The 18,982-nt window shown below is 66.5% G+C and carries 19 protein-coding genes; 3 read left to right on the top strand and 16 right to left on the bottom strand.

Annotation, left to right across the window (positions count from 1 at the left end):
* Positions 1-70: 70 nt before the first annotated feature.
* The 6 genes from ACGLHS_RS09370 to hemA all read right to left on the bottom strand — a co-directional run bounded on the left by ACGLHS_RS09370 (position 71) and on the right by hemA (position 5,612).
* A complete protein-coding gene (locus ACGLHS_RS09370; protein ID WP_093238032.1) occupies positions 71-1,354 on the bottom strand; it encodes a hemolysin family protein in 1,284 nt (427 codons plus the stop codon).
* Positions 1,355-1,406: 52 nt separating this feature from the next.
* On the bottom strand, positions 1,407-1,916 hold the full coding sequence (locus ACGLHS_RS09365) for a cupin domain-containing protein (RefSeq protein WP_093238034.1): 510 nt from the start codon (positions 1,914-1,916) through the stop codon (positions 1,407-1,409).
* Between the two features lie 16 nt (positions 1,917-1,932).
* Complete coding sequence (gene grxD / locus ACGLHS_RS09360) at positions 1,933-2,259, bottom strand: Grx4 family monothiol glutaredoxin (RefSeq protein WP_093238035.1); 327 nt, start codon at positions 2,257-2,259, stop codon at positions 1,933-1,935.
* Positions 2,260-2,288: 29 nt separating this feature from the next.
* A complete protein-coding gene (prmC, locus tag ACGLHS_RS09355) occupies positions 2,289-3,137 on the bottom strand; it encodes a peptide chain release factor N(5)-glutamine methyltransferase (RefSeq protein WP_394478998.1) in 849 nt (282 codons plus the stop codon).
* Positions 3,137-4,225 (bottom strand): peptide chain release factor 1, encoded by a 1,089-nt coding sequence (gene prfA, locus ACGLHS_RS09350; RefSeq protein WP_394478996.1) that lies wholly within the window; start codon positions 4,223-4,225, stop codon positions 3,137-3,139. The genes prmC and prfA overlap by 1 nt, the downstream gene beginning before the upstream one ends.
* Before the next feature lie 115 nt (positions 4,226-4,340).
* Complete coding sequence (gene hemA, locus ACGLHS_RS09345) at positions 4,341-5,612, bottom strand: glutamyl-tRNA reductase (protein WP_394478994.1); 1,272 nt, start codon at positions 5,610-5,612, stop codon at positions 4,341-4,343.
* A gap of 113 nt (positions 5,613-5,725) precedes the next feature.
* Here hemA and ACGLHS_RS09340 point away from each other — a divergent pair, with 113 nt between their 5' ends.
* A complete protein-coding gene (locus ACGLHS_RS09340; protein WP_394478991.1) occupies positions 5,726-6,004 on the top strand; it encodes a hypothetical protein in 279 nt (92 codons plus the stop codon).
* A gap of 7 nt (positions 6,005-6,011) precedes the next feature.
* On the opposite strand, the gene ACGLHS_RS09335 is transcribed toward ACGLHS_RS09340, so the two are convergent.
* The 4 genes from ACGLHS_RS09335 to ACGLHS_RS09320 form a co-directional block, all read right to left on the bottom strand.
* A complete protein-coding gene (locus ACGLHS_RS09335) occupies positions 6,012-6,530 on the bottom strand; it encodes a GNAT family N-acetyltransferase (RefSeq protein WP_394478989.1) in 519 nt (172 codons plus the stop codon).
* Positions 6,530-7,324, bottom strand: a complete 795-nt coding sequence (locus ACGLHS_RS09330; protein ID WP_093238044.1) for an ABC transporter ATP-binding protein — start codon at positions 7,322-7,324, stop codon at positions 6,530-6,532. Before ACGLHS_RS09330 ends, ACGLHS_RS09335 begins: the two co-directional genes overlap by 1 nt.
* On the bottom strand, positions 7,324-8,220 hold the full coding sequence (locus ACGLHS_RS09325; RefSeq protein ID WP_093238046.1) for an ABC transporter permease: 897 nt from the start codon (positions 8,218-8,220) through the stop codon (positions 7,324-7,326). Before ACGLHS_RS09325 ends, ACGLHS_RS09330 begins: the two co-directional genes overlap by 1 nt.
* Positions 8,221-8,293: 73 nt before the next feature.
* Positions 8,294-9,274 carry an ABC transporter substrate-binding protein gene (locus tag ACGLHS_RS09320; protein WP_093238047.1) on the bottom strand — a complete coding sequence of 327 codons (981 nt, stop codon included), beginning with the start codon at positions 9,272-9,274 and terminating at the stop codon, positions 8,294-8,296.
* Between the two features lie 210 nt (positions 9,275-9,484).
* On the opposite strand from ACGLHS_RS09320, the gene ACGLHS_RS09315 reads away from it, so the two are divergent.
* Entirely contained in the window at positions 9,485-9,955 is a 471-nt protein-coding gene (locus tag ACGLHS_RS09315) for an Lrp/AsnC family transcriptional regulator (RefSeq protein WP_176801075.1), read from the top strand.
* Between the two features lie 3 nt (positions 9,956-9,958).
* On the opposite strand, the gene ACGLHS_RS09310 is transcribed toward ACGLHS_RS09315, so the two are convergent.
* From ACGLHS_RS09310 to ugpB, 6 genes are all read right to left on the bottom strand, one after another.
* Positions 9,959-12,385: a DUF3772 domain-containing protein gene (locus tag ACGLHS_RS09310; RefSeq protein WP_394478985.1), complete on the bottom strand. Its 2,427-nt coding sequence runs from the start codon at positions 12,383-12,385 to the stop codon at positions 9,959-9,961.
* A gap of 51 nt (positions 12,386-12,436) precedes the next feature.
* Positions 12,437-13,183, bottom strand: coding sequence for a glycerophosphodiester phosphodiesterase (ugpQ, locus tag ACGLHS_RS09305; RefSeq protein WP_394478983.1), 747 nt, complete (start codon positions 13,181-13,183; stop codon positions 12,437-12,439).
* Between the two features lie 3 nt (positions 13,184-13,186).
* On the bottom strand, positions 13,187-14,194 hold the full coding sequence (gene ugpC / locus ACGLHS_RS09300; RefSeq protein ID WP_093238053.1) for a sn-glycerol-3-phosphate ABC transporter ATP-binding protein UgpC: 1,008 nt from the start codon (positions 14,192-14,194) through the stop codon (positions 13,187-13,189).
* Between the two features lie 15 nt (positions 14,195-14,209).
* On the bottom strand, positions 14,210-15,058 hold the full coding sequence (gene ugpE / locus ACGLHS_RS09295; RefSeq protein ID WP_093238055.1) for a sn-glycerol-3-phosphate ABC transporter permease UgpE: 849 nt from the start codon (positions 15,056-15,058) through the stop codon (positions 14,210-14,212).
* 60 nt (positions 15,059-15,118) lie between these two features.
* Positions 15,119-16,000, bottom strand: coding sequence for a sn-glycerol-3-phosphate ABC transporter permease UgpA (ugpA, locus tag ACGLHS_RS09290; protein ID WP_093238056.1), 882 nt, complete (start codon positions 15,998-16,000; stop codon positions 15,119-15,121).
* Between the two features lie 131 nt (positions 16,001-16,131).
* Positions 16,132-17,445, bottom strand: a complete 1,314-nt coding sequence (ugpB, locus tag ACGLHS_RS09285; protein WP_093238058.1) for a sn-glycerol-3-phosphate ABC transporter substrate-binding protein UgpB — start codon at positions 17,443-17,445, stop codon at positions 16,132-16,134.
* 225 nt (positions 17,446-17,670) lie between these two features.
* On the opposite strand from ugpB, the gene serA reads away from it, so the two are divergent.
* Positions 17,671-18,903, top strand: a complete 1,233-nt coding sequence (gene serA, locus ACGLHS_RS09280; protein ID WP_394478978.1) for a phosphoglycerate dehydrogenase — start codon at positions 17,671-17,673, stop codon at positions 18,901-18,903.
* Positions 18,904-18,982 lie beyond the last annotated feature (79 nt).

The following is an 18,982-nucleotide window of genomic DNA, read 5'->3' as shown; positions in this document are numbered from 1 at the left end:
GAATACCGGGTAACCGGCTGCGCCGGACCCTCGCTAAAGGCGGGGCGAAGCGGCGCAACCTGCGGGCGAGTCAAGTCCTGGTCACCATGACCTGGTCGATGCGGTAGCTGTCCACGTCCATCACTTCGAAGGTATAGCCGCCCCAGGCCACGCTGTCCGTGCGCTTGGGCACGCGGCGCAGCATCACCATCAGGAAGCCGGCCAGCGTTTCGTACTCCTCGGCGTGCGGCAGTTCGTCGATGTGGAGCGCGCGCTGCACGTCCTGGATGGGCGTGATGCCGTCGATCAGCCACGAGTTCTCGTCGCGCTTCACGATCTGCTCTTCGTCGGGTGTCGACACCAGGTCGCCCATCACCGTGCTCATCACGTCGTTGAGCGTGATCACGCCCACCACGAGGCTGTATTCGTTGACGATGATCGCGAAGTCTTCGTGCGCCTGCCGGAACTGCTCCAGCACTTCGGTGAGCGAGAGCCGGTCGGGAATCACCAGCGCCTTGTGCAGCGTCAGGCCCTGGTCGAAGGCCAGTGGCTGGCCGCTCAGCACGCGCTGGAACATGTCCTTGGCGTCCACGTAGCCCAGCACATGATCGATGTCGCCGTCGCACACCGGATAGGCCGAAAAAGGCTCTGCCACGATGCGCGCGCGCAGCACCGATTCCGGGTCGTCGTGCAGGAACCACGCGATGCTGTCGCGCGCGGTCATCACGCTGCTCACCAGCCGTGTCTCGAGCTCGAACACGTTGGCGATCACCTGCTGCTCGCGCACCGCGAGCACGCCGGCCCGTGCGCCGGCCTCGGTCATGGCCAGGATGTCGGCCGAGGTGATCTTGTCGTCGCGCGCCATCGGCATGCCGAGCGCCTTGAAGAGCAGGTCGGTGCAGCGCGTGAAGAACCACACCAGCGGCTTGAAGGTGGTGATCAGCAACTGCATCGGCCCGACCAGCCGCACCGCCAGCTGTTCAGGGTTGCTCATGCCGAGCCGCTTGGGGAACAGGTCGGCGAACACCAGGAACACCGCGATGACGATCACGAAGGAGCAAAGAAAGGCGATGTTGGCCGAAGCCTCGACGCTCAGCCACCGCTCGAAGAACATCGCGAAGTACGGGCTCAGCGAGCCTTCGCCCACGACACCGCCAAGAATCGCCACCGCATTGAGCCCGATCTGCACCACGGTGAAGTAGTGGCCGGGCTGCTCCTGCACGCGCAGCACTTTCTCCGCGCGCGGGTCGCCTTCGTCGGCCATCTGGCGCAGGCGCAGGCGGCGCGAGGCGGCCAGCGTGATTTCGGCGAGGGAAAAGAACGCGCTCATCGCAATCAGCAGAACGATGATGAGCAGGCTTTGGGTAAGGGTCATGGTGGCACTGTGAAGAGTGCCATGGTGCCATGACTCGGCCCCGGCAAAACGGTCAGACGCCGCCGTGGGGGTGGGTCGGGTCGACCCAGAGCACCGATTCGGGTTTCTCCACGGGCTCGATGTCGAGGTTCACCGCCACCGCTTCGCCGTCGCTGCGGCACAGCACGCATTCGAGCGTCTCGGTCGCGCTGGCGTTGATTTCCTGGTGCGGCACGAAGGGCGGCACGTAGATGAAGTCGCCCGGGCCGGCCTCGGCCGTGAACTCGAGCTTGTCGCCCCATCGCATGCGGGCCCGGCCGCGCACGACGTAGATCACCGATTCAAGATGCCCGTGGTGATGGGCGCCGGTCTTGGCGTCGGCATGGATGGTCACCGTGCCGGCCCAGAGCTTCTGCGCACCCACGCGGGCGAAGTTGATGGCCGCGGCCCGGTTCATGCCGGGCGTCTGTGCGGTGTTGGCGTCGAGCTGATTGGCTGCGATCACGCGCACGCCATCGTGCTTCCAGGCGGGGCCGGCTTCGCCGTCATGCGAATGGCCGTGATCTGCGTGATCGTGGCTCATTGCGCTTGCCTTGAAATCAGGCGGGGTTGCCGTTGAGCACCTGCTGCAGCTCGCCCGACTCGTACATCTCCATCATGATGTCCGAGCCGCCGACGAATTCGCCCTTCACGTAGAGCTGCGGGATCGTGGGCCAGTTGCTGTATTCCTTGATGCCCTGACGGATGCCGTCGTCTTCGAGCACGTTGACGGTCTTGAGCGTCCTGGTGTCGACGCCGACCGCCTTGAGGATCTGGATGGCGCGGCCCGAGAAGCCGCACATCGGAAAGCTCGCATTGCCCTTCATGAAGAGCACGAGGTCGTTGGTTTTGACGAGATCGTCGATGCGTTGTTGGGCGTCGGACATGGGGACTCCTGAAAAGTGGGCTGGGGGGATTATTTCACCGTGCGCCAGATTCCGCCGGAGCAGCGCTGGATGCCGGCCAGGTCTTCCCGGCTTTGGACTTCGGTGAAACCGCGTTCGGCGAGCAACTGGCGCACGGTCACGGCCTGGTCATGGCCGTGCTCGAGCAGCAGCCAGCCGCCTGGCGCGAGGTGATCGGGGGCTGTGCGGACGATCTGGCGGATGTCGTCGAGCCCGTCGGCGCCGGCAACCAGCGCCGAAGAGGGCTCGTGGCGCAGCGCGGGCAGATGCGGGTCATTTGCGGCGATGTACGGCGGATTGCTGGCGATGACCGTGTAGCCATCTGCGGCGCCGTCGAGCCAGTGGGCATGGGCAAAGCGCACCGGCAGGCCCAGGCGCCGCGCATTGGCCTCGGCGACCGCGAGCGCATCGGCGCTGGCATCGACCGCATCGACCTGCGCATCGGGGCGAGCGTGTTGTAGAGCCAGCGCGATCGCGCCGCTGCCCGTGCCGAGGTCGAGCGCGTGCGGGGCTGCATGGCCTTCCAGGCACTGCAAGGCCCATTCGACCAGCGTCTCGGTGTCTGGTCGCGGCACCAGCACGCGTGCGTCCACCTGCAGGCTGAGGCCATGAAACTCCTTCTCGCCCAGCAGGTAGGCGACCGGTTCGCCAGCCAGCCTGCGCGACAGCTGCGCCGAGAGGGCGGGCCACGCCGCCTCTGGCAGCACATCGGTGTCATGGGCCAGCAGCCAGGCCCGGTCGTGCGGCGCGCGGCCGAGCGCATGCAGCAGCAGCAACTGCGCATCGAGCCGGTCGATGCCCAGCGCGACCGCCGCGCCCAGCGCCTGCGTCACGGTAGACGGCGTGGCGATGGCCGTCATCACGCCGGCAAGCTCGATTCCAGCTCGGCCAGCTGCTCGGCCTCGCGCGCGGCGCGCAGGGCGTCGAGCACGTCGCCGAGGTCGCCTTCCATGATGGCCAGCAGCTTGTAGAGCGTGAGGTTGATCCGGTGGTCGGTGAGCCGGCCCTGCGGAAAGTTGTAGGTGCGGATGCGGTCCGAGCGGTCGCCGCTGCCGATCAGGCCCTTGCGCATCGCCGCATCCTTGGCAGCACGCTCGCTGCGGTCTTTTTCCTGGATGCGCGCCGACAGCACCTGCAGCGCCTTGGCCTTGTTGCGGTGCTGGCTGCGGTCGTCCTGGCACTCGGCCACGATGCCGGTCGGGATGTGCGTGATGCGCACGGCCGAGTCGGTCTTGTTGATGTGCTGGCCGCCGGCGCCGCTCGCGCGGTAGGTGTCGATGCGCAGGTCGGCCGGGTTGATCTGCACCGCCACGGCTTCGTCGGGCTCGGCCAGCACGGCGACCGTGCAGGCGCTCGTGTGGATGCGGCCCTGCGTCTCGGTGGCCGGCACGCGCTGCACGCGGTGGCCGCCCGACTCGAAGCGCAGGTGGCCGAACACCTCGTCGCCGACGATGCGGATCACCACTTCCTTGTAGCCGCCGAGCTCGCTCTCGCTTTCGCTCACGACCTCGCAGCGCCAGCCGGCGCGCTCGCAGTAGCGCGTGTACATGCGCAGCAGATCGCCCGCGAACAGGGCGGATTCGTCGCCGCCCGTGCCGGCGCGGATTTCGAGAAAGGCGTTGCGCGTGTCGTCGGGGTCCTTGGGCAGCAGCAGGCGCTGCAGCTCTTCTTCGAGCTGGACCAGTTCGGCTTCGGCGCCGGCGATTTCTTCGCGCGCCATCTCGGCCATGTCGGGGTCGTCGAGCATGTCCTTCGCACCGGCGATGTCGGCCTCGCGCTGCCTGTAGCGCTCATAGCGGCCGGCGATCTGCGTGACTTCGGCATGCTCGCGCGAGATGGTGCGGTACTGCGCCATGTCGCTCATGATGTCTTCGCGCGAAAGCAGGAAGTCGAGTTCGCCCAGGCGCTGGGCGTAGCGTTCGAGTTGGTGGCGCAGAAAGGATTTCACAGCGAAAGGGGCTCGAAAAAATGGGGAAGGAGTGCCGCAACGGTGCGACGAAGGCAGGGCGCATGAAGGCCGCGGCGCACGGCACAGGGCCAGGCCGGGCTGCTGACGAGCGTCGCTAACGCTCTTTGCGCAGGAACAGGCGCGAGATGGTTTGCGCCGTCTGCTCGCGCGAGGTGGCGTCGCCCGAATGCAGCTCGGCCATGGCGCCGTGCATCATCTTCTGCGTGAGCCCGCGCGACATGGCTTCGAGCACCGCCTCGACCGATTCGCCCTTGGCGAGCAGCTTGCGCGCACGCGCCATTTCGGCGGCGCGCCATTCATCGGCCTGCGCATTGAGCTGCTGGATCAGCGGCACCGTGCCGCGTTGGCCCAGCCAGTGCATGAAGCTTTGCACGCCGGCATCGATGATGACCTCGGCCTGCGCCACGGCAGCTTGCCGGTTGGCTTGGCCCTGTTGCACCACCTGCGCGAGGTCGTCGACGGTGTAGAGGTAGACGTCTTCCAGCGCCTTCACTTCGGGTTCGATGTCGCGCGGCACGGCCAGGTCGACCATGAACATCGGGCGATGCTTGCGCGCCTTGAGCGCGCGCTCGACGGCACCCAGGCCGATGATCGGCAGCGTGCTCGCGGTGCAGCTCACGACGATGTCGAATTCGGCGAGCCGCGCCGGCAGGTCGGCCAGGCGCATCGCCTCGCCGCCGAAGCGCGAGGCCAGCTTCTCGCCGCGTTCGAGCGTGCGATTGGCAATGGCGATGGACTTCGGGTCCTTGGCGGCAAAGTGCGTCGCGGCCAGGTCGATCATTTCGCCCGCGCCGACGAACAGCACGCGCGTCTTGTGCAGGTCTTCGAAGAGTTGGCCGGCCAGCCGGACCGCCGCGGCGGCCATGCTGATCGAATGCGCGCCGATCTCGGTGGCGGTACGGACTTCCTTGGCAACCGCGAACGAGCGCTGAAACAACTGGTTGAGCGTGGTGCCCAGCGCGCCGGCGGTTTCGGCCGCGCGCACCGCGTCTTTCATCTGGCCGAGGATCTGGGCTTCGCCGAGCACCATCGAGTCGAGCCCGCTGGCCACGCGAAACGCATGGCGGGCGGCTTCGTCGTCGTGCAGCGTGTAGGCATGCGAGCGCAGCAGGGCAGGGGCCACGCCGCCGCTCTGGGCCAGCCAGCCGAAGGTGTGGTCGAGCGCGATGTGCTCGGAGGCGCAGTAGATCTCGGTGCGGTTGCAGGTGGAGATGATCGCGGCCTCGACCTGGGGGTGGCGGCCGGTGGCGAAGGAACTGCGCAGGCTCTGCAGCGTGGGGGCGATCTGATCGAGCGCGAACGCAAAACGACCGCGCAGATCGAGCGGCGCGGTCGTGTGGTTCAAGCCAAGGGCCCAGACTGACATGGCCGTGATTATAAAATCAGCAGCCGCTCCAGGGTTGCCGGGGGACAAATGGCATTCCCTATGACAGCCATAACCTTCGCAGCATGACCTGACGCCCGCGTGCGGCCCACCCGATGGACCTGCTGGACCTCCTCAACCACCTCCTCAATTTCGTCGCACCTGCGGCCTTCATCGCCCTTGTGTTGGCCTTTACCGGCCGGTATCTGGGCGGGCGGCGCGCCGGCGTTCCGCGCTGGTGGGTGCAGTGGGCGCTGACCTTCGCGGCCGGCGTGGGGGTGTTGCTGATCGGTCTGGTTGTGTTCGGTCGCGACGGGATGATGGCGACCTATGCGGCGCTGGTGGTGGTTTGCGGCACCGTCCAATGGCTGGCGATGCGCGGCTGGCGCCGCTGAAACCCGGTCAGTCCAGCCGCCGGGCCATGTAGACCGAGGCGCCGGGGTAGGTCGCGAGGCGGGCCTGCTGGTCGGTGCCCGCAGGCTGCGTCGCCACATAGCCCTGTCGTTCCCAGAAACCCACCGAGGCCTGCACGGACACCAGCGTCGAATGCAGCCAGCCTGCCTGCGTGGCATGGGCCCAGGCGTGGCGCACCAGCCCTGGCCCCAGGCCCAGCCCCGAAGCCTCGGGGTGCACCGCCAGATCGTGCAGGTACAGCGAGTCGGCATCCGGCGCGACCTCGAACTCGCCGTGCAGCGGCGTGAGCTTGCCGATCACGGAGGGGTAGCCCGCCAGATAGGCCCGCACGCCGCCCCCGTGCTCGGCGACCCAGCCCGTGTGAGGCGCAGTCGCGAGCCGCCGTGCGATCAGCACGCCGTCTTCCACGAAGCCCGCGCCGTAGCAGGCGAGCTGGATCGCAAGCACGGCGTCGAGGTCGTCGGCGCGCATCGCGCGCACCCGTGCCGCGTCTGGTGCCGGTGCCATCAGGCCAGCAGCAGCTTGTCGTCGTCGAGCTTTTCGCCGCGCGTCTGCTCGAACATGCGCAGCAGGTCGGGCACGTCCAGGCCCGCGCGCTGTGGTCCGGCCACGTCGAGGATCACCTGGCCCTCGTGCAGCATCACCGTGCGCGAACCGTAGTCCAGCGCCTGCCGCATGCTGTGCGTGACCATCATCGCGGTCAGCTGGCTGCCTTCGACGATCTTCGCGGTCAGCTCCAGCACGAAGGCTGCCGTCTTCGGGTCGAGCGCGGCCGTGTGCTCGTCGAGCAGCAGGATGCGCGACGGCTTGAGCGATGCCATCAAGAGGCTCACCGCCTGTCGCTGCCCGCCCGACAGCAGGCCGATGCGATCGGCCAGCCGGTTTTCGAGCCCCAGCTTCAGGATCGACAGCTTCTCGCGGAACAGCTCGCGCAGGTTGCGGTTGAGTGAAAAGCCGAAGCCGCGCCGCTCGCCGCGCTTCCACGCCAGCGCCATGTTCTCCTCGATGGTCAGCGCCTCGCAGGTGCCGGCCATCGGGTCCTGGAACACGCGGGCCACCATGCCCGAGCGCTGCCACGCGTTCATGCGGGTCACGTCCTTGCCGTCGATCTCGATGTTGCCCTTGTCGACGATCAGGTCGCCGCTCACCGCATTCAAAAAGGTCGACTTGCCCGCGCCGTTCGAGCCGATCACGGTGACGAACTGGCCGGTGGGAATCTCCAGGCTGAGGCCGCGCAGCACGCGGTTCTCGATCGGCGTGCCCGGGTTGAAAGTCATCTCGAGTTGTTGGGCGCGCAACATCAGTTCTTCCCCTTGAAGAGGGCGCCCAGCTTGCGCTTGTAGGCGGGCACCAGCAGCGCGAACGCCACCAGCACGGCGGTGACCAGGTTCAGGTCTTGCGCCTGCAGGCCCATGAAGTCGGTATTGAGTGCCATCGCAATGAAGAAGCGGTACAGCAGCGCGCCCAGCACGCAGGCCAGCGTGGTGATGACCATGCTGCGCGCGGGCAGCAGCGTCTCGCCGATGATCACCGCGGCCAGGCCGATCACGATCGTGCCCACGCCCATCGAGATGTCAGCCGTGCCCTGGCTCTGCGCGAACAGCGCGCCGGCCAGCGCCACCAGCGCGTTCGACAGGGCCAGGCCCGCCATCGTGTGGAAGTCGGTCGAAATGCCCTGGGCCCGCGCCATGCGGGCGTTGCCGCCGGTGGCGCGCATCGCGAGGCCAGCCTCGGAGGCGAAGAACATGTCGACGAGGATCTTGGCCGCGATCACGATCAGCAGCAGCAACAACGGTTTGGCCCATTGCTCGGGCATGCCGCCGAAGCTGACCATGCTGAACACGGTGGGTTCGGTGATGAGCGCCACGTTGGGCTTGCCCATCACGCGCAGGTTGATGGAGTACAGCGCGATCATCACCAGGATGCTCGCGAGCAACTGCATGATCTTGAGCTTGACGTTGAGCCAGGCGGTGACCCAGCCCGAGACGGCACCGGCCACGCAGGCCACGGCGGTCGCGGCGACCGGGTTCCAGCCGGCGACGATCAGCGTCGCGGCCACGGCGGCGCCCAGAGGAAAGCTGCCGTCCACCGTGAGGTCGGGAAAATTGATGATGCGAAACGACATGAAGACGCCCAACGCGACCAGTCCGAATATCAGACCGATCTCGATGGCGCCCAGCGATGCAATGAGGGACATGTGGGGGCTTCCGGCGAGGCAGGAACAGGCGCACCGCCCTCGTTGAAAAGAGGGCGGCCGGCCTGTAGAGGGCTTACTTGGTGCTCACGACCTTTGCCGTCTTCAGCAGCGCGTCGGACAGCGTCACGCCCTGCAGCTTGGCTGCGTCGGGGTTCACCACCAGCTCGAAGTTGGTGCTGGTCTGCGAGGCGATCGTGCCGGGCTTCTCGCCCTTGAGGATGCGCACCACGATCTTGCCGGTCTGGCGGCCGATGTCGCTGTAGTTCAGGCCCAGGGCGGCCACGGCGCCGCGCTCGACGGTGGCGGTGTCGGCGGCCACCACGGGCAGCTTGGCCTGTTGCGCCACCTTCACGATGCCCTCGAAGGCCGAGACCACGTTGTTGTCGGTCGGCGTGTAGATCACGTCGGCCTTGCCCACCAGGCTCTGCGCGGCGGTCGGCACGTCCACGGTGCGAGCGGCGGCGGCTTCGACCACGGTCATGCCGGCGTCGGCGGCGGCCTTCTTCAGCGCGGCGACGATGGCCACCGAGTTGGCTTCGCCGGGGCTGTAGATCACGCCGATGCGCTTGGCGTTCGGCACCACCTGCTTGATCAGGCCGATGTGCTTTTCGAGCGGCGACAGGTCCGACACGCCCGTCACGTTGGTGCCGGTGGCGTCCCAGTTCTTCACCAGCTTGGCGGCGACCGGGTCGGTGATGGCCGAGTACACGACCGGAATGGTCTTGGTGGCGGCCACCACGGCCTGTGCCGACGGCGTGGCGATGGCGACGATCACGTCGGGCGCGTCGCCGATGTACTTGCGGGCGATCTGGGCGGCGGTGCCCACGTTGCCTTGGGCGCTCTGGTAGCTGAACTTGAGGTTCTTGCCCTCTTCATAGCCGGCGGCCTTGAGTTCGGCCTTCACGCCGTCGCGCACGGCGTCGAGTGCCGGGTGTTCGACGATGGCCGTCACGGCCACCGACTTGGTGTCGGCCGCGAAGGACGGCGCGGCAGCCAGGATGCCGAGGGCCAGGGCCACTGCGCTGAAGGGTGTGCGAAGCAAAGCGTTTTTCACGAGAGAGGTCTCCGGATGGGGGTGGATGCGTCTGATGAGGCTGCCGGCGCAGGCCGGGGCCAGGAATTCAGCGGCCTGGAATCGCGGCATGCAATTCCGGCAGCTTCGGAGTCTAGATCGTACTTTGCACAATTAAGGTGCATGAACCCCTCGGGCTTACCCCGCTTTGAGAAATACAATTTCATCGATTGGAGATGGTGAGAGATGAAATTGCATGAGATTGAACTCGACAGAATCGACCGGAAGATTCTCGAGCACCTGCAGGCGCATGGCCGCGCATCGAACCTGGAGCTGTCGGAAGTGGCCAATCTCTCGCCCGCGCAGTGCCTGCGGCGGCACCGGCGGCTGGAAGAGCTGGGCCTCATCAGCGGCTACGCGGCGCGGCTGAACGCGCGCCACGTGGGGCTGGGCGTGATCGCCTTCATTCACGTGACCATGGCCCGCGGCCATGTCGACGAGTTGCCCAAGTTCCAGGACCTGATCGCCGACCTGAAGCAGATCCTGGAGTGCTACTCGGTGACGGGCGACTTCGACTACGTGCTCAAGGTCGTCGCGCAAGACCTGGAGTCGCTCTCGCAGTTCCTGATGCACACGCTGATGCACATGCCCGGCGTGTCGGCGGTGCGCTCCAGCGTGTGCCTCAACGAGATCAAGTTCACCACGGCCCTGCCGTTGGCGTAGGGCTCAGGTCGGCATGCCGGGGATCGGCGAGCTGGAAGTGGCGGGCCCCGGCGCGGCTGCGGCCGGCCCGGCGGGCGAGGGCGCCATCATGAAGGTGGTCGGCGTCGCCATCGGCAGCGAGGCCTTCTGGAGCTCATCGAGGATCACGAACAGCAGGTCGCTGCGCACGCCGCCCGCCAGGCGGGGGCTCGCCACGTAGGCGATCGCCTGGAAGATCAGCAGCCCGTTCTCGATGCCCTCGAGCGTGAGCGACGGCGCGGGCGTTTCGAGCACGCCTTCGTGCGAGCGGCAGGCCGCAAGGATCAGCTCGCGCACGCGCTGCGCGTCGGTGGTCAGCGGCATGGGCAGGCGGATCAGCACGCGGCCTTCGGCATTGGCCAGCGTCATGTTGCGCACGGTCTTGGTGATGAACTCCGAGTTCGGCACGATCAGCGTCGAGCGGTCGCCCAACTGGATCTCGGTGGCGCGAACGTTGATGCGCCGCACGTCGCCTTCGGCCGTGCCCAGCACCACCCAGTCGCCCACCTTCACCGGCTGCTCGGCCAGCAGGATCAGCCCCGAGATGAAGTTCTGCACGATGGCCTGCAAGCCGAAGCCGATACCCACCGACAGCGCACTCGCCACCCACGCAATGCGCTCGATGCCGATGCCCAGCGCCGACAGCGTGAACGCGATCACCAGGATGCCGCCCACGTAGCCCAGCAGCGTGGTGATCGAGCTCTGCATGCCCGGTTCGAGCTGCGTGTTGGGCAAGTAGCTGCGCTCGAGCCAGCGCTTGAAAACACGCAGCACGATGAAGCCGATCACCGCCACCCCGACCGCGCTGAGGATCGCGCCCGGCACCAGCTGGAACTCGCCCACCTTCACGCCGGTGCCGAACTTGCCGCTGCGCTGGAACACCTCGCCGGGGCCTGTGCCCAGCGGCGCGGCCAGCGCGATCAGCATGTAGAAGAACAGCGCGACCCGGCTCAGCGCGGAAAGCACCGTGGCGGCCTGGTCCAGCGTCTGCGGCGCGAGGTTGAAGCTCTTCTGCAGCCGCTGGCCGAAGGCGCTGCGCGACGACACGGTGGCCATGAACACGTCGTCCGCGAACTTGAACAGCACGTAGAAGGCTGCGGCCACGATGCCGCTCCAGGTGAGCTGCGAGGCCAGGAAGCTCGCCAGCGCCACGTAGCCGAGCGCCACCAGCACCCAGATCGCGATCATCAGTGCGCCGATCAGCGCCACCAGCAGGCCGACCCACATCGGCCGCTCGGGCAGTCCGGCTTCCTGTGCATCGGCGCGCAGCGGCTTCACCAGGTAGAGCACCGAGGCAACAAGGGCCGTGAGCATCAGCGCCGTGAGCACGTGCGTGGCGACCACTGCCGCAAAGCTGGCGTCGATCAGCGCATTGACCTCGGCCGGTGTCCACGCCAGCGCCGCCACCAGCGCGACCAGCCAGGGCAGGGCGGCCAGGCGCGTGGCCATCGCATCGGGAATCGGCGGCAAGCGCCACGAAGGCCGGCGCGTGGCCAGCAGCCCGCGCCCCAACCCGATCACGAAGGCCATGAACACCATCGCCTGTGCCGTCGACTGCAGCACCCTGCGCGCCTGCGGCTCCCAGGTGGCGTATTCCTTCAGCACCTGGACGAAGCCGTGCGCGGCCACGGCGACCAGCAGCACGTGGCTCGCCACGATGCTGATCACCAGCACCGAGCGGCGCAGGCGCCCCGCCGGCAGAAAGCGCGCGGCGAGGCGGGTGAGCGCATGTTCGGCAGCCCAGTTGCCGAGCACCGCGAGCAGCAGCGCGGCGATCAGGGCGGCGATCACCTGCAGCCGTGTTTCGGGCTGGGTGGCCGTCAGCAGGCCGTCGTTGACCGCGGAGGCCATGGCTTTCAGGCGCTCGAGATCGTCGGGCCAGGCCTCCTTCAGGTCGCTCCAGAACTCGCCCGTGAGCGGCGAGGCCGCCCGCTCGGTGAGCTGCGCTTCGAACAGCGCCCGGCGCTGGCTGACCAGATCGGTGCCGCGCTGCCGCACGTCGACGGACAACAGGCGCGCCAGGCGGATGTCGGCGTCGAGCGCATTGCGTTCCTTGGTCAGGCGCGCGCGCTGCCGTGTGATGTCGGGGTCTTCGGTGGCGCCCGCGGCGGGTGGGTTGCCGAGTTCGCCGAGCCGCGCGTTCAGGTCGGCCAGCTCGCCGGTGCGCGCGGTGACGAACTTGTCGGCCTGCACCCCGATGTCGTTGATCTGCGCGAGCAGCTTGCGCGCGTCTTCATCGGTTTCGGCAGAGGCCGTGAGCTTGGTGAACTGCGCGCGCAACTCGGCCACGGTGGGGGCCGGCGCGGCCGTCGTGGTGCCGCTGTTGTTGCTGCTGTCCGGTTGCGCCATCGCGCCGCCGCACGTCAGAAGGGCGGCGAGGCAGAAAGTCGCGAGGCGTAGGGTCCAACTCATGGCCGCATCATAGAAGCCGCCATGTCGTAAGGGTTGGTAAGAAATGCGGTGTCAGCCGGCCGGACTGAACAGGTCCACCCTGTCGGTGATGATGCCGTCGGTGCCCAGGTCGATCAGGCGGTGCGCGGCCCATTCGTCGTTGACGGTGTAGCTCAGCGCGCGCATGCCGGCGCCATGCACCTGCGCGACCACGGCCGCATCCCACAGCGCGTGGTTGCAGACGACAGCCACGCAGCCGAGGTCTTGTGCGGTCTGGAGCCAGTTGCCGCGCAAGGTGTCGAACAGCAGGCCACGCGGCAGTTCGGGCTGCGCGGCGAGCGCGCCTTTCAGCGACTCGACCTGGAAGGACGTGAGCAGCGGGGGAATGGCCGCGCCCTGCCACAGGCGCGCGGCTTCCCGCGCCACCACTTCGCCGGTCTCGCGCTCGGTGCCCGGCGTCGGCTTGATCTCGATGTTGAGCAGGTATCCGTTGGCCCGGCAGAAGCGCGCGACGTTCTCCAGCGTGGGCAGCGGTTCACCCGCGAAGCTGCGCGAATGCCAGCCGCCCGCATCGAGCTGCGACAGCGCGCTCCAGGGCTGCGCGCCGCCGATGCCGCGGCCGCTGGTGGTGCGGTCGAGCGTGGCGTCGTGCATCAAAAAGGGCACGCCGTCGGCGCTGAGCTTGGCATCGCACTCGAACATGCGGTAGCCGTGCGAGGCGCCGAGCTTGAAAGCAGCGAGCGTGTTTTCAGGCGCGAGCTTGCCGGCGCCGCGATGCGCGACCCAGCGGGGGTAGGGCCAGGGTTTCAGCGCTGTCATCGCTCAGTCGGCGCGCTTGCCGGAACCGGCGTCGAACCAGTGCAGCTTGTCTTCGCGCGCGGCGATCTTCACCGTGTCGCCGGCCACCGGTGGATGGTCGCCTTCGTCGGTGCGCATGATGATCTGCTCGTCGCCGATGCGGCCGTAAACCAGGCGCTCGGCGCCCAGCAGCTCGACCTGCTCGACCTGCACCGTCCAGCCGTTTTCGTCGAGGCTCATGTGCTCGGGGCGAATGCCCAGGATCTGGCCCGGGCGCACACCCGGCGCGTGTTTCAGCAGATTCATCGGCGGCGAGCCGATGAAGCTGGCCACGAAGGTGGTGGCGGGGCGGTTGTAGACCTCTTCCGGCGTCGCGAACTGGTCCATCACGCCGCCGTTCATCACGATGATGCGTTGCGCCAGCGTCATGGCCTCGACCTGGTCGTGCGTGACGAACAGCGAGGTGATGCCCAGCTCGCGGTGCAGCTTCTGGATTTCGAGGCGGGTCTGCGCGCGCAGCTTGGCGTCGAGGTTCGACAGCGGTTCGTCGAACAGAAAGACCTGCGGCTGGCGCACGATCGCGCGGCCCATGGCCACGCGCTGGCGCTGGCCGCCGGACAGTTCGCGCGGCTTGCGTGCCAGCAGGTGGCCGAGTTCGAGGATCTTCGCGGCCTTGTCGACGCGCGCCTTGATCTCGGGCACCGGCACCTTGAGGATCTTCAGGCCATAGGCCATGTTGTCGAACACCGTCATGTGCGGATAGAGCGCGTAGTTCTGGAACACCATCGCGATGTCGCGCTCGGAGGGCTCGAGGTTGTTCACCACGCGGTTGCCGATGGCGATCTCGCCGGCCGAGATTTCCTCGAGGCCGGCGACCATGCGCAGCAGTGTCGACTTGCCGCAGCCCGAGGGCCCGACGATCACGATGAATTCATGGTCGGCGATCTCGGCGCTCACGCCGTGGATGACCTGGTTGGCTTTGGGCCCGTGGCCGTAGCGCTTGATGACGTTGCGTAGAGAGAGAGCAGCCATTTTTGGTTCAGCGTTTTATTTGTCGGTATCGACCAGGCCCTTGACGAACCATTTCTGCATGAGGACCACCACCACGGCGGGCGGCAGCATGGCCAGCACGGCGGTGGCCATCACCACGTTCCAGTCGGTCGGCGATTCGCCGTTGCCGATCATGGCCTTGATGCCGACCACGATCGGGTACATGTTCTCGCTGGTCGCGGCGATCAGCGGCCAGAGGTACTGGTTCCATCCGTAGATGAACTGGATCACGAACAGCGCCGCGATGCTGGTCTTCGACAGCGGCAGCAGGATGTCCTTGAAGAAGCGCATGGCGCCCGCGCCGTCGACGCGCGCGGCTTCGACCAGCTCGTCGGGCACTGTCAGGAAGAACTGGCGGAACAGGAAGGTGGCCGTGGCCGAGGCGATCAGCGGCACCGAGAGCCCGGCAAAGGTGTTGATCATGCCCAGGCTGGCCACCACCTGGTAGGTCGGGCCGATGCGCACTTCGACCGGCAGCATCAGCGTGATGAAGATCAGCCAGAAGCACAGGCTGCGCAGCGGGAAGCGGAAGTACACCACCGCGAAGGCCGACAGCAGCGAGATGCTGATCTTGCCGAAGGTGATGACGAAGGTGATGACCGAGCTGACCCAGATCATGCGGGCCACCGACACGTTGGCGCTGGCGCCGCTGCCGCCGACCAGGGCCGTCTTGTAGGTTTCCCAGAAGTAGTTGCCGGGCACGATGGGCATCGGCACCTGCATGATTTCCTGCGGCGTGTGCGTCGAGGCGACGAAGGCCAGGTAGATCGGGAAGACCACCAGCAGCACGCCGAAGATCATGATCGCGTGCGCGAGGATGCCGAGGGAAGGGCGGCGCTCAACCATGGCGGGCCTCCGTGGCGCGAAGAGAAACGCAGGCGTGGCGTTGTTGCATCGGGGTGGCCATCAGTACTGCACCTTTTTCTCGACGTAGCGGAACTGCAGCACGGTCAGTCCGATAACGATGACCATCAGCACCACCGACTGCGCGGCCGCGCCGCCGAAGTCCATGCCGCGGAAGCCGTCGAAGTACACACGGTAGACCAGCGTCGCGGTGTCCTTGCCGGGGCCGCCCTGCGTGGTGGCGTCGATGATCGCGAAGGTGTCGAAGAAGGCGTACACCATGTTGATCACCAGCAGGAAGAAGGTGGTGGGCGTGAGCAGCGGGAACTGGATGGTCCAGAAGCGGCGCATCGGGCGCGCGCCGTCGATGGCGGCGGCCTCGATCAGCGACTTCGGGATCGACTGCAGGCCCGCGAGGAAGAACAGGAAGTTGTAGGAGATCTGCTTCCACACCGCCGCCATCACGACCAGCGCCATGGCGTCGTTGCCGTTGAGCAGGTGGTTCCAGCTGAAGCCCATTTTCCTGAGCCAGTAGGTGACGATGCCGACCGACGACGAGAACATGAACGACCACAGGAGGCCGGTGACCACCGGCGCCACCGCATACGGCAGGATCAGCACGCTGCGATAGAAGCGCGAGCCGCGCACCACGCGGTCGGCGAAGACGGCCAGCACCAGCGCAATGCCCAGGCCCAGCACCGTGACCAGCGTCGAGAAGACCAGCGTGGTCTGGACCGAGGCCATGTAGGTGCTGTCGTTCCACAGCGCCACGAAGTTGTCGAAGCCGACCCAGGTGACCGAGTTGCCGAAGGCATCCTGCTGCTGCAGCGACTGCACCAGCGCCTGGCCGGCGGGCCAGAAGAAGAAGACGGCGACGACGATCAGCTGCGGGGCGAGCAAGGCCCAGGGCAACCAATTCGAGCGAAAGAGAACGCGTTTTTCCATGAGGAGCAGCTCAGGTCACAGACACACTAATAAGCAAACAGCCAGCACTGCACGGGGGAGCAGGCTGGCTTGTAGAGGATAAAACGAACCGAAACGAACATTCGTTCGCGCCGATTCGCCGGGTGCAGAGCTTACTTGTTTGCGGCCTGGAATTTCACCAAAAGTTCGTTTCCGCGCTTGACAGCGCTGTCCAGGGCTTCTTTCGGGGTCTTCTTGCCGGTCCAGATCAGTTCGGTTTCTTCGTCCTCGATGGCGCGGATCTGGGGCATGTTGCCCAGGCGCACGCCACGCGACTTGTCGGTCGTCTTCTTGATCATCTGGTTCACGGCCACGTCGGTACCCGGGTTCTCCTTGTAGAAGCCCGACTGCTGGGTCAGCTCATAGGCCGCGGTCGTGATCGGCAGGTAGCCGGTGCGCATGTGGCTTTCGGACTGGACCTTGGGGCTCGACAGGAAGGTGAAGAACGCGGCCACGCCCTTGTAGTTGGCGGCCGGCTTGCCCGACATCACCCACAGGCTGGCACCACCGACGATGGTGTTCTGCGGTGCGCCCTGCACGTCCGGGTAGTAGGGCAGCGCCGATTCGGCGAACTTGAACTTGGCGTCGCGCTTCACGCTGGCGTAGCTGCCCGACGAGCCGATGAACATCGCGCATTCACCCGAGGTGAACGAGGTGATCGGCTTGCTGGCGCGGCCCTTGTAGACGAAGAGGCCTTGCTTGGACATGTTGGCCAGGTTCTCGAAGTGGCGAACGTGCAGCGGCGAGTTGAACTCCAGGCGCGCGTCGAGGCCGCCGAAGCCGTTGCCCTTGGTGGCGTACGAGGTGTTGTGCCAGGTCGAGAAGCTCTCGAGCTGGGCCCAGCTCATCCACGAGGTGGTGAACGGGCACTGGTTGCCGGCGGCCTTGAGCTTGGCGGCGGCGGCCACGACTTCAGGCCAGGTGGCGGGAGCCTTTTCGGGGTCCAGGCCGGCGGCCTTGAAGGCGTCCTTGTTGTAGTAGAAAACCGTCGTCGAGCTGTTGAACGGGAACGACAGCATCTGGCCGTTGGGGGCCGTGTAGTAGCCGGCCACAGCGGGGATGTACGCCTTGGGGTCGAACTTCTGGCCGCCTTCCTTCATGACTTCGGCCACGGGCTTGATGGCGCCCTTGGAATACATCATGGTGGCCGTGCCCACTTCGAAGACCTGCAGGATGTCGGGCGCATTGCCAGAGCGGAAGGCGGCGATGCCGGCGGCCATCGACTGGTCGTATTCGCCCTTGAAGGTCGGCACGACCTTGTATTCCTTCTGGCTCTCGTTGAACTGCTTGGCGAGGTCGTTGACCCAGTCGTTCAGTGCGCCGTCCATCGAATGCCACCACTGAATTTCGGTCTGGGCCTGGGCAAGGGCTGGCGCGGCCAGCAGGGTGGCCAGCGCGGAAGCGATGGCAAGCGTCTTGAAGCGCATAGGACTCCTGTAGAGAAAAAGTAAACCGATGATGTTAGGTTACATACGTGACGGTTTTGCGGCTTTGTCTCACGGAGTCCACAGCGCATGAAACCCGGGTAAACCCCCTTGGACGGCGTGGCGCCATCGGTCGGGGCACCCTCATGGTGCGCTGCACCATGCTAGCATCGCCCTCCCTTTTTTGGCCTAGCTTGTCGCCATGGCCGGGGCTTCCTTGAGTACCTCATGAGCAGCAAAACCTCCCTCGACAAAAGCAGGATCAAGTTCCTTTTGCTCGAGGGCATCCACCCTTCGGCCGTGGAGGTGCTGCGCGCCGCCGGCTACACCAACATCGAGTCGCTGCCGGGTGCCCTGCCCGACGCCGAACTCAAGGCCAAGATCGCCGACGTGCATTTCGTGGGCATCCGTTCGCGGACCCAGCTGACGGCCGAAGTCTTCGCGGCCGCGCACAAGCTGGTGGCGGCCGGATGCTTCTGCATCGGCACGAACCAGGTCGACCTCGAAGCTGCCCGCGAGCATGGCGTGGCGGTGTTCAACGCACCTTTCTCCAACACCCGTTCGGTGGCCGAACTGGTGCTGGCCGAAGCCATCCTGCTGCTGCGCGGCGTGCCCGAGAAGAGCGCGGTGGCGCATCGCGGCGGCTGGCTCAAGTCGGCCGAGAACGCCTTCGAAATTCGCGGCAAGACGCTGGGCATCGTGGGCTACGGCTCGATCGGCGCGCAGCTGTCGGTGCTGGCCGAAGCGCTGGGCATGCACGTCGCCTTCTTCGACGTGGTCACCAAGCTGCCGCTGGGCAACGCGCGCCAGGTGCGTGAGCTGCACCAGCTGCTGGCGCAGAGCGACATCGTGACGCTGCACGTGCCCGAGACGCAGGCCACGCAATGGATGATCGGCGAGGCCGAGTTCGCCGCCATGAAGCCGGGCGCGATCCTCATCAATGCCTCGCGCGGCACCGTGGTCGAGATCGAGGCGCTGGCTGGCGCATTGAAAGAAAAGAAGCTGCTGGGCGCCGCCATCGACGTGTTCCCGGTGGAGCCGCGCAGCAACAAGGACGAGTTCCAGTCGCCGCTGCGAGGGCTGGACAACGTGATCCTGACCCCGCACATCGGTGGCTCGACGATGGAGGCGCAGGCCAACATCGGGTTGGAAGTGGCCGAGAAGCTGGTCAAGTACAGCGACAACGGAACCTCGACTTCGTCGGTCAATTTCCCCGAGGTGGCGCTGCCCGCGCACCCCGGCAAGCACCGGCTGCTGCACATCCACCGGAACGTGCCGGGCGTGCTGTCCGAGATCAACAAGATCTTTTCGGACAACAACATCAACATCTCCTCGCAGTTCCTGCAGACCAACGAGAAGGTCGGCTATGTGGTGATGGACATCGACGCGGCCTCGTCGGACCTGGCGCTGGAGAAGCTGGCGAAGGTGAACGGGACGATCCGCAGCCGCGTGCTGTTCTAAGGTTCCGGGTTTTTTCGCGGGGCTTGGCGATGGGCGCCGGCCTCCATATGACTCCCTCGCCCTCCGGGAGAGAGTTGGG

The organism is Variovorax sp. VaC1, from assembly GCF_043658315.1.
Taxonomy (GTDB): Bacteria; Pseudomonadota; Gammaproteobacteria; order Burkholderiales; family Burkholderiaceae_C; genus Variovorax.
The sequence above is the reverse complement of the archived record's forward strand: the minus strand, read 5'-3'. Positions and strand labels throughout refer to the sequence as shown.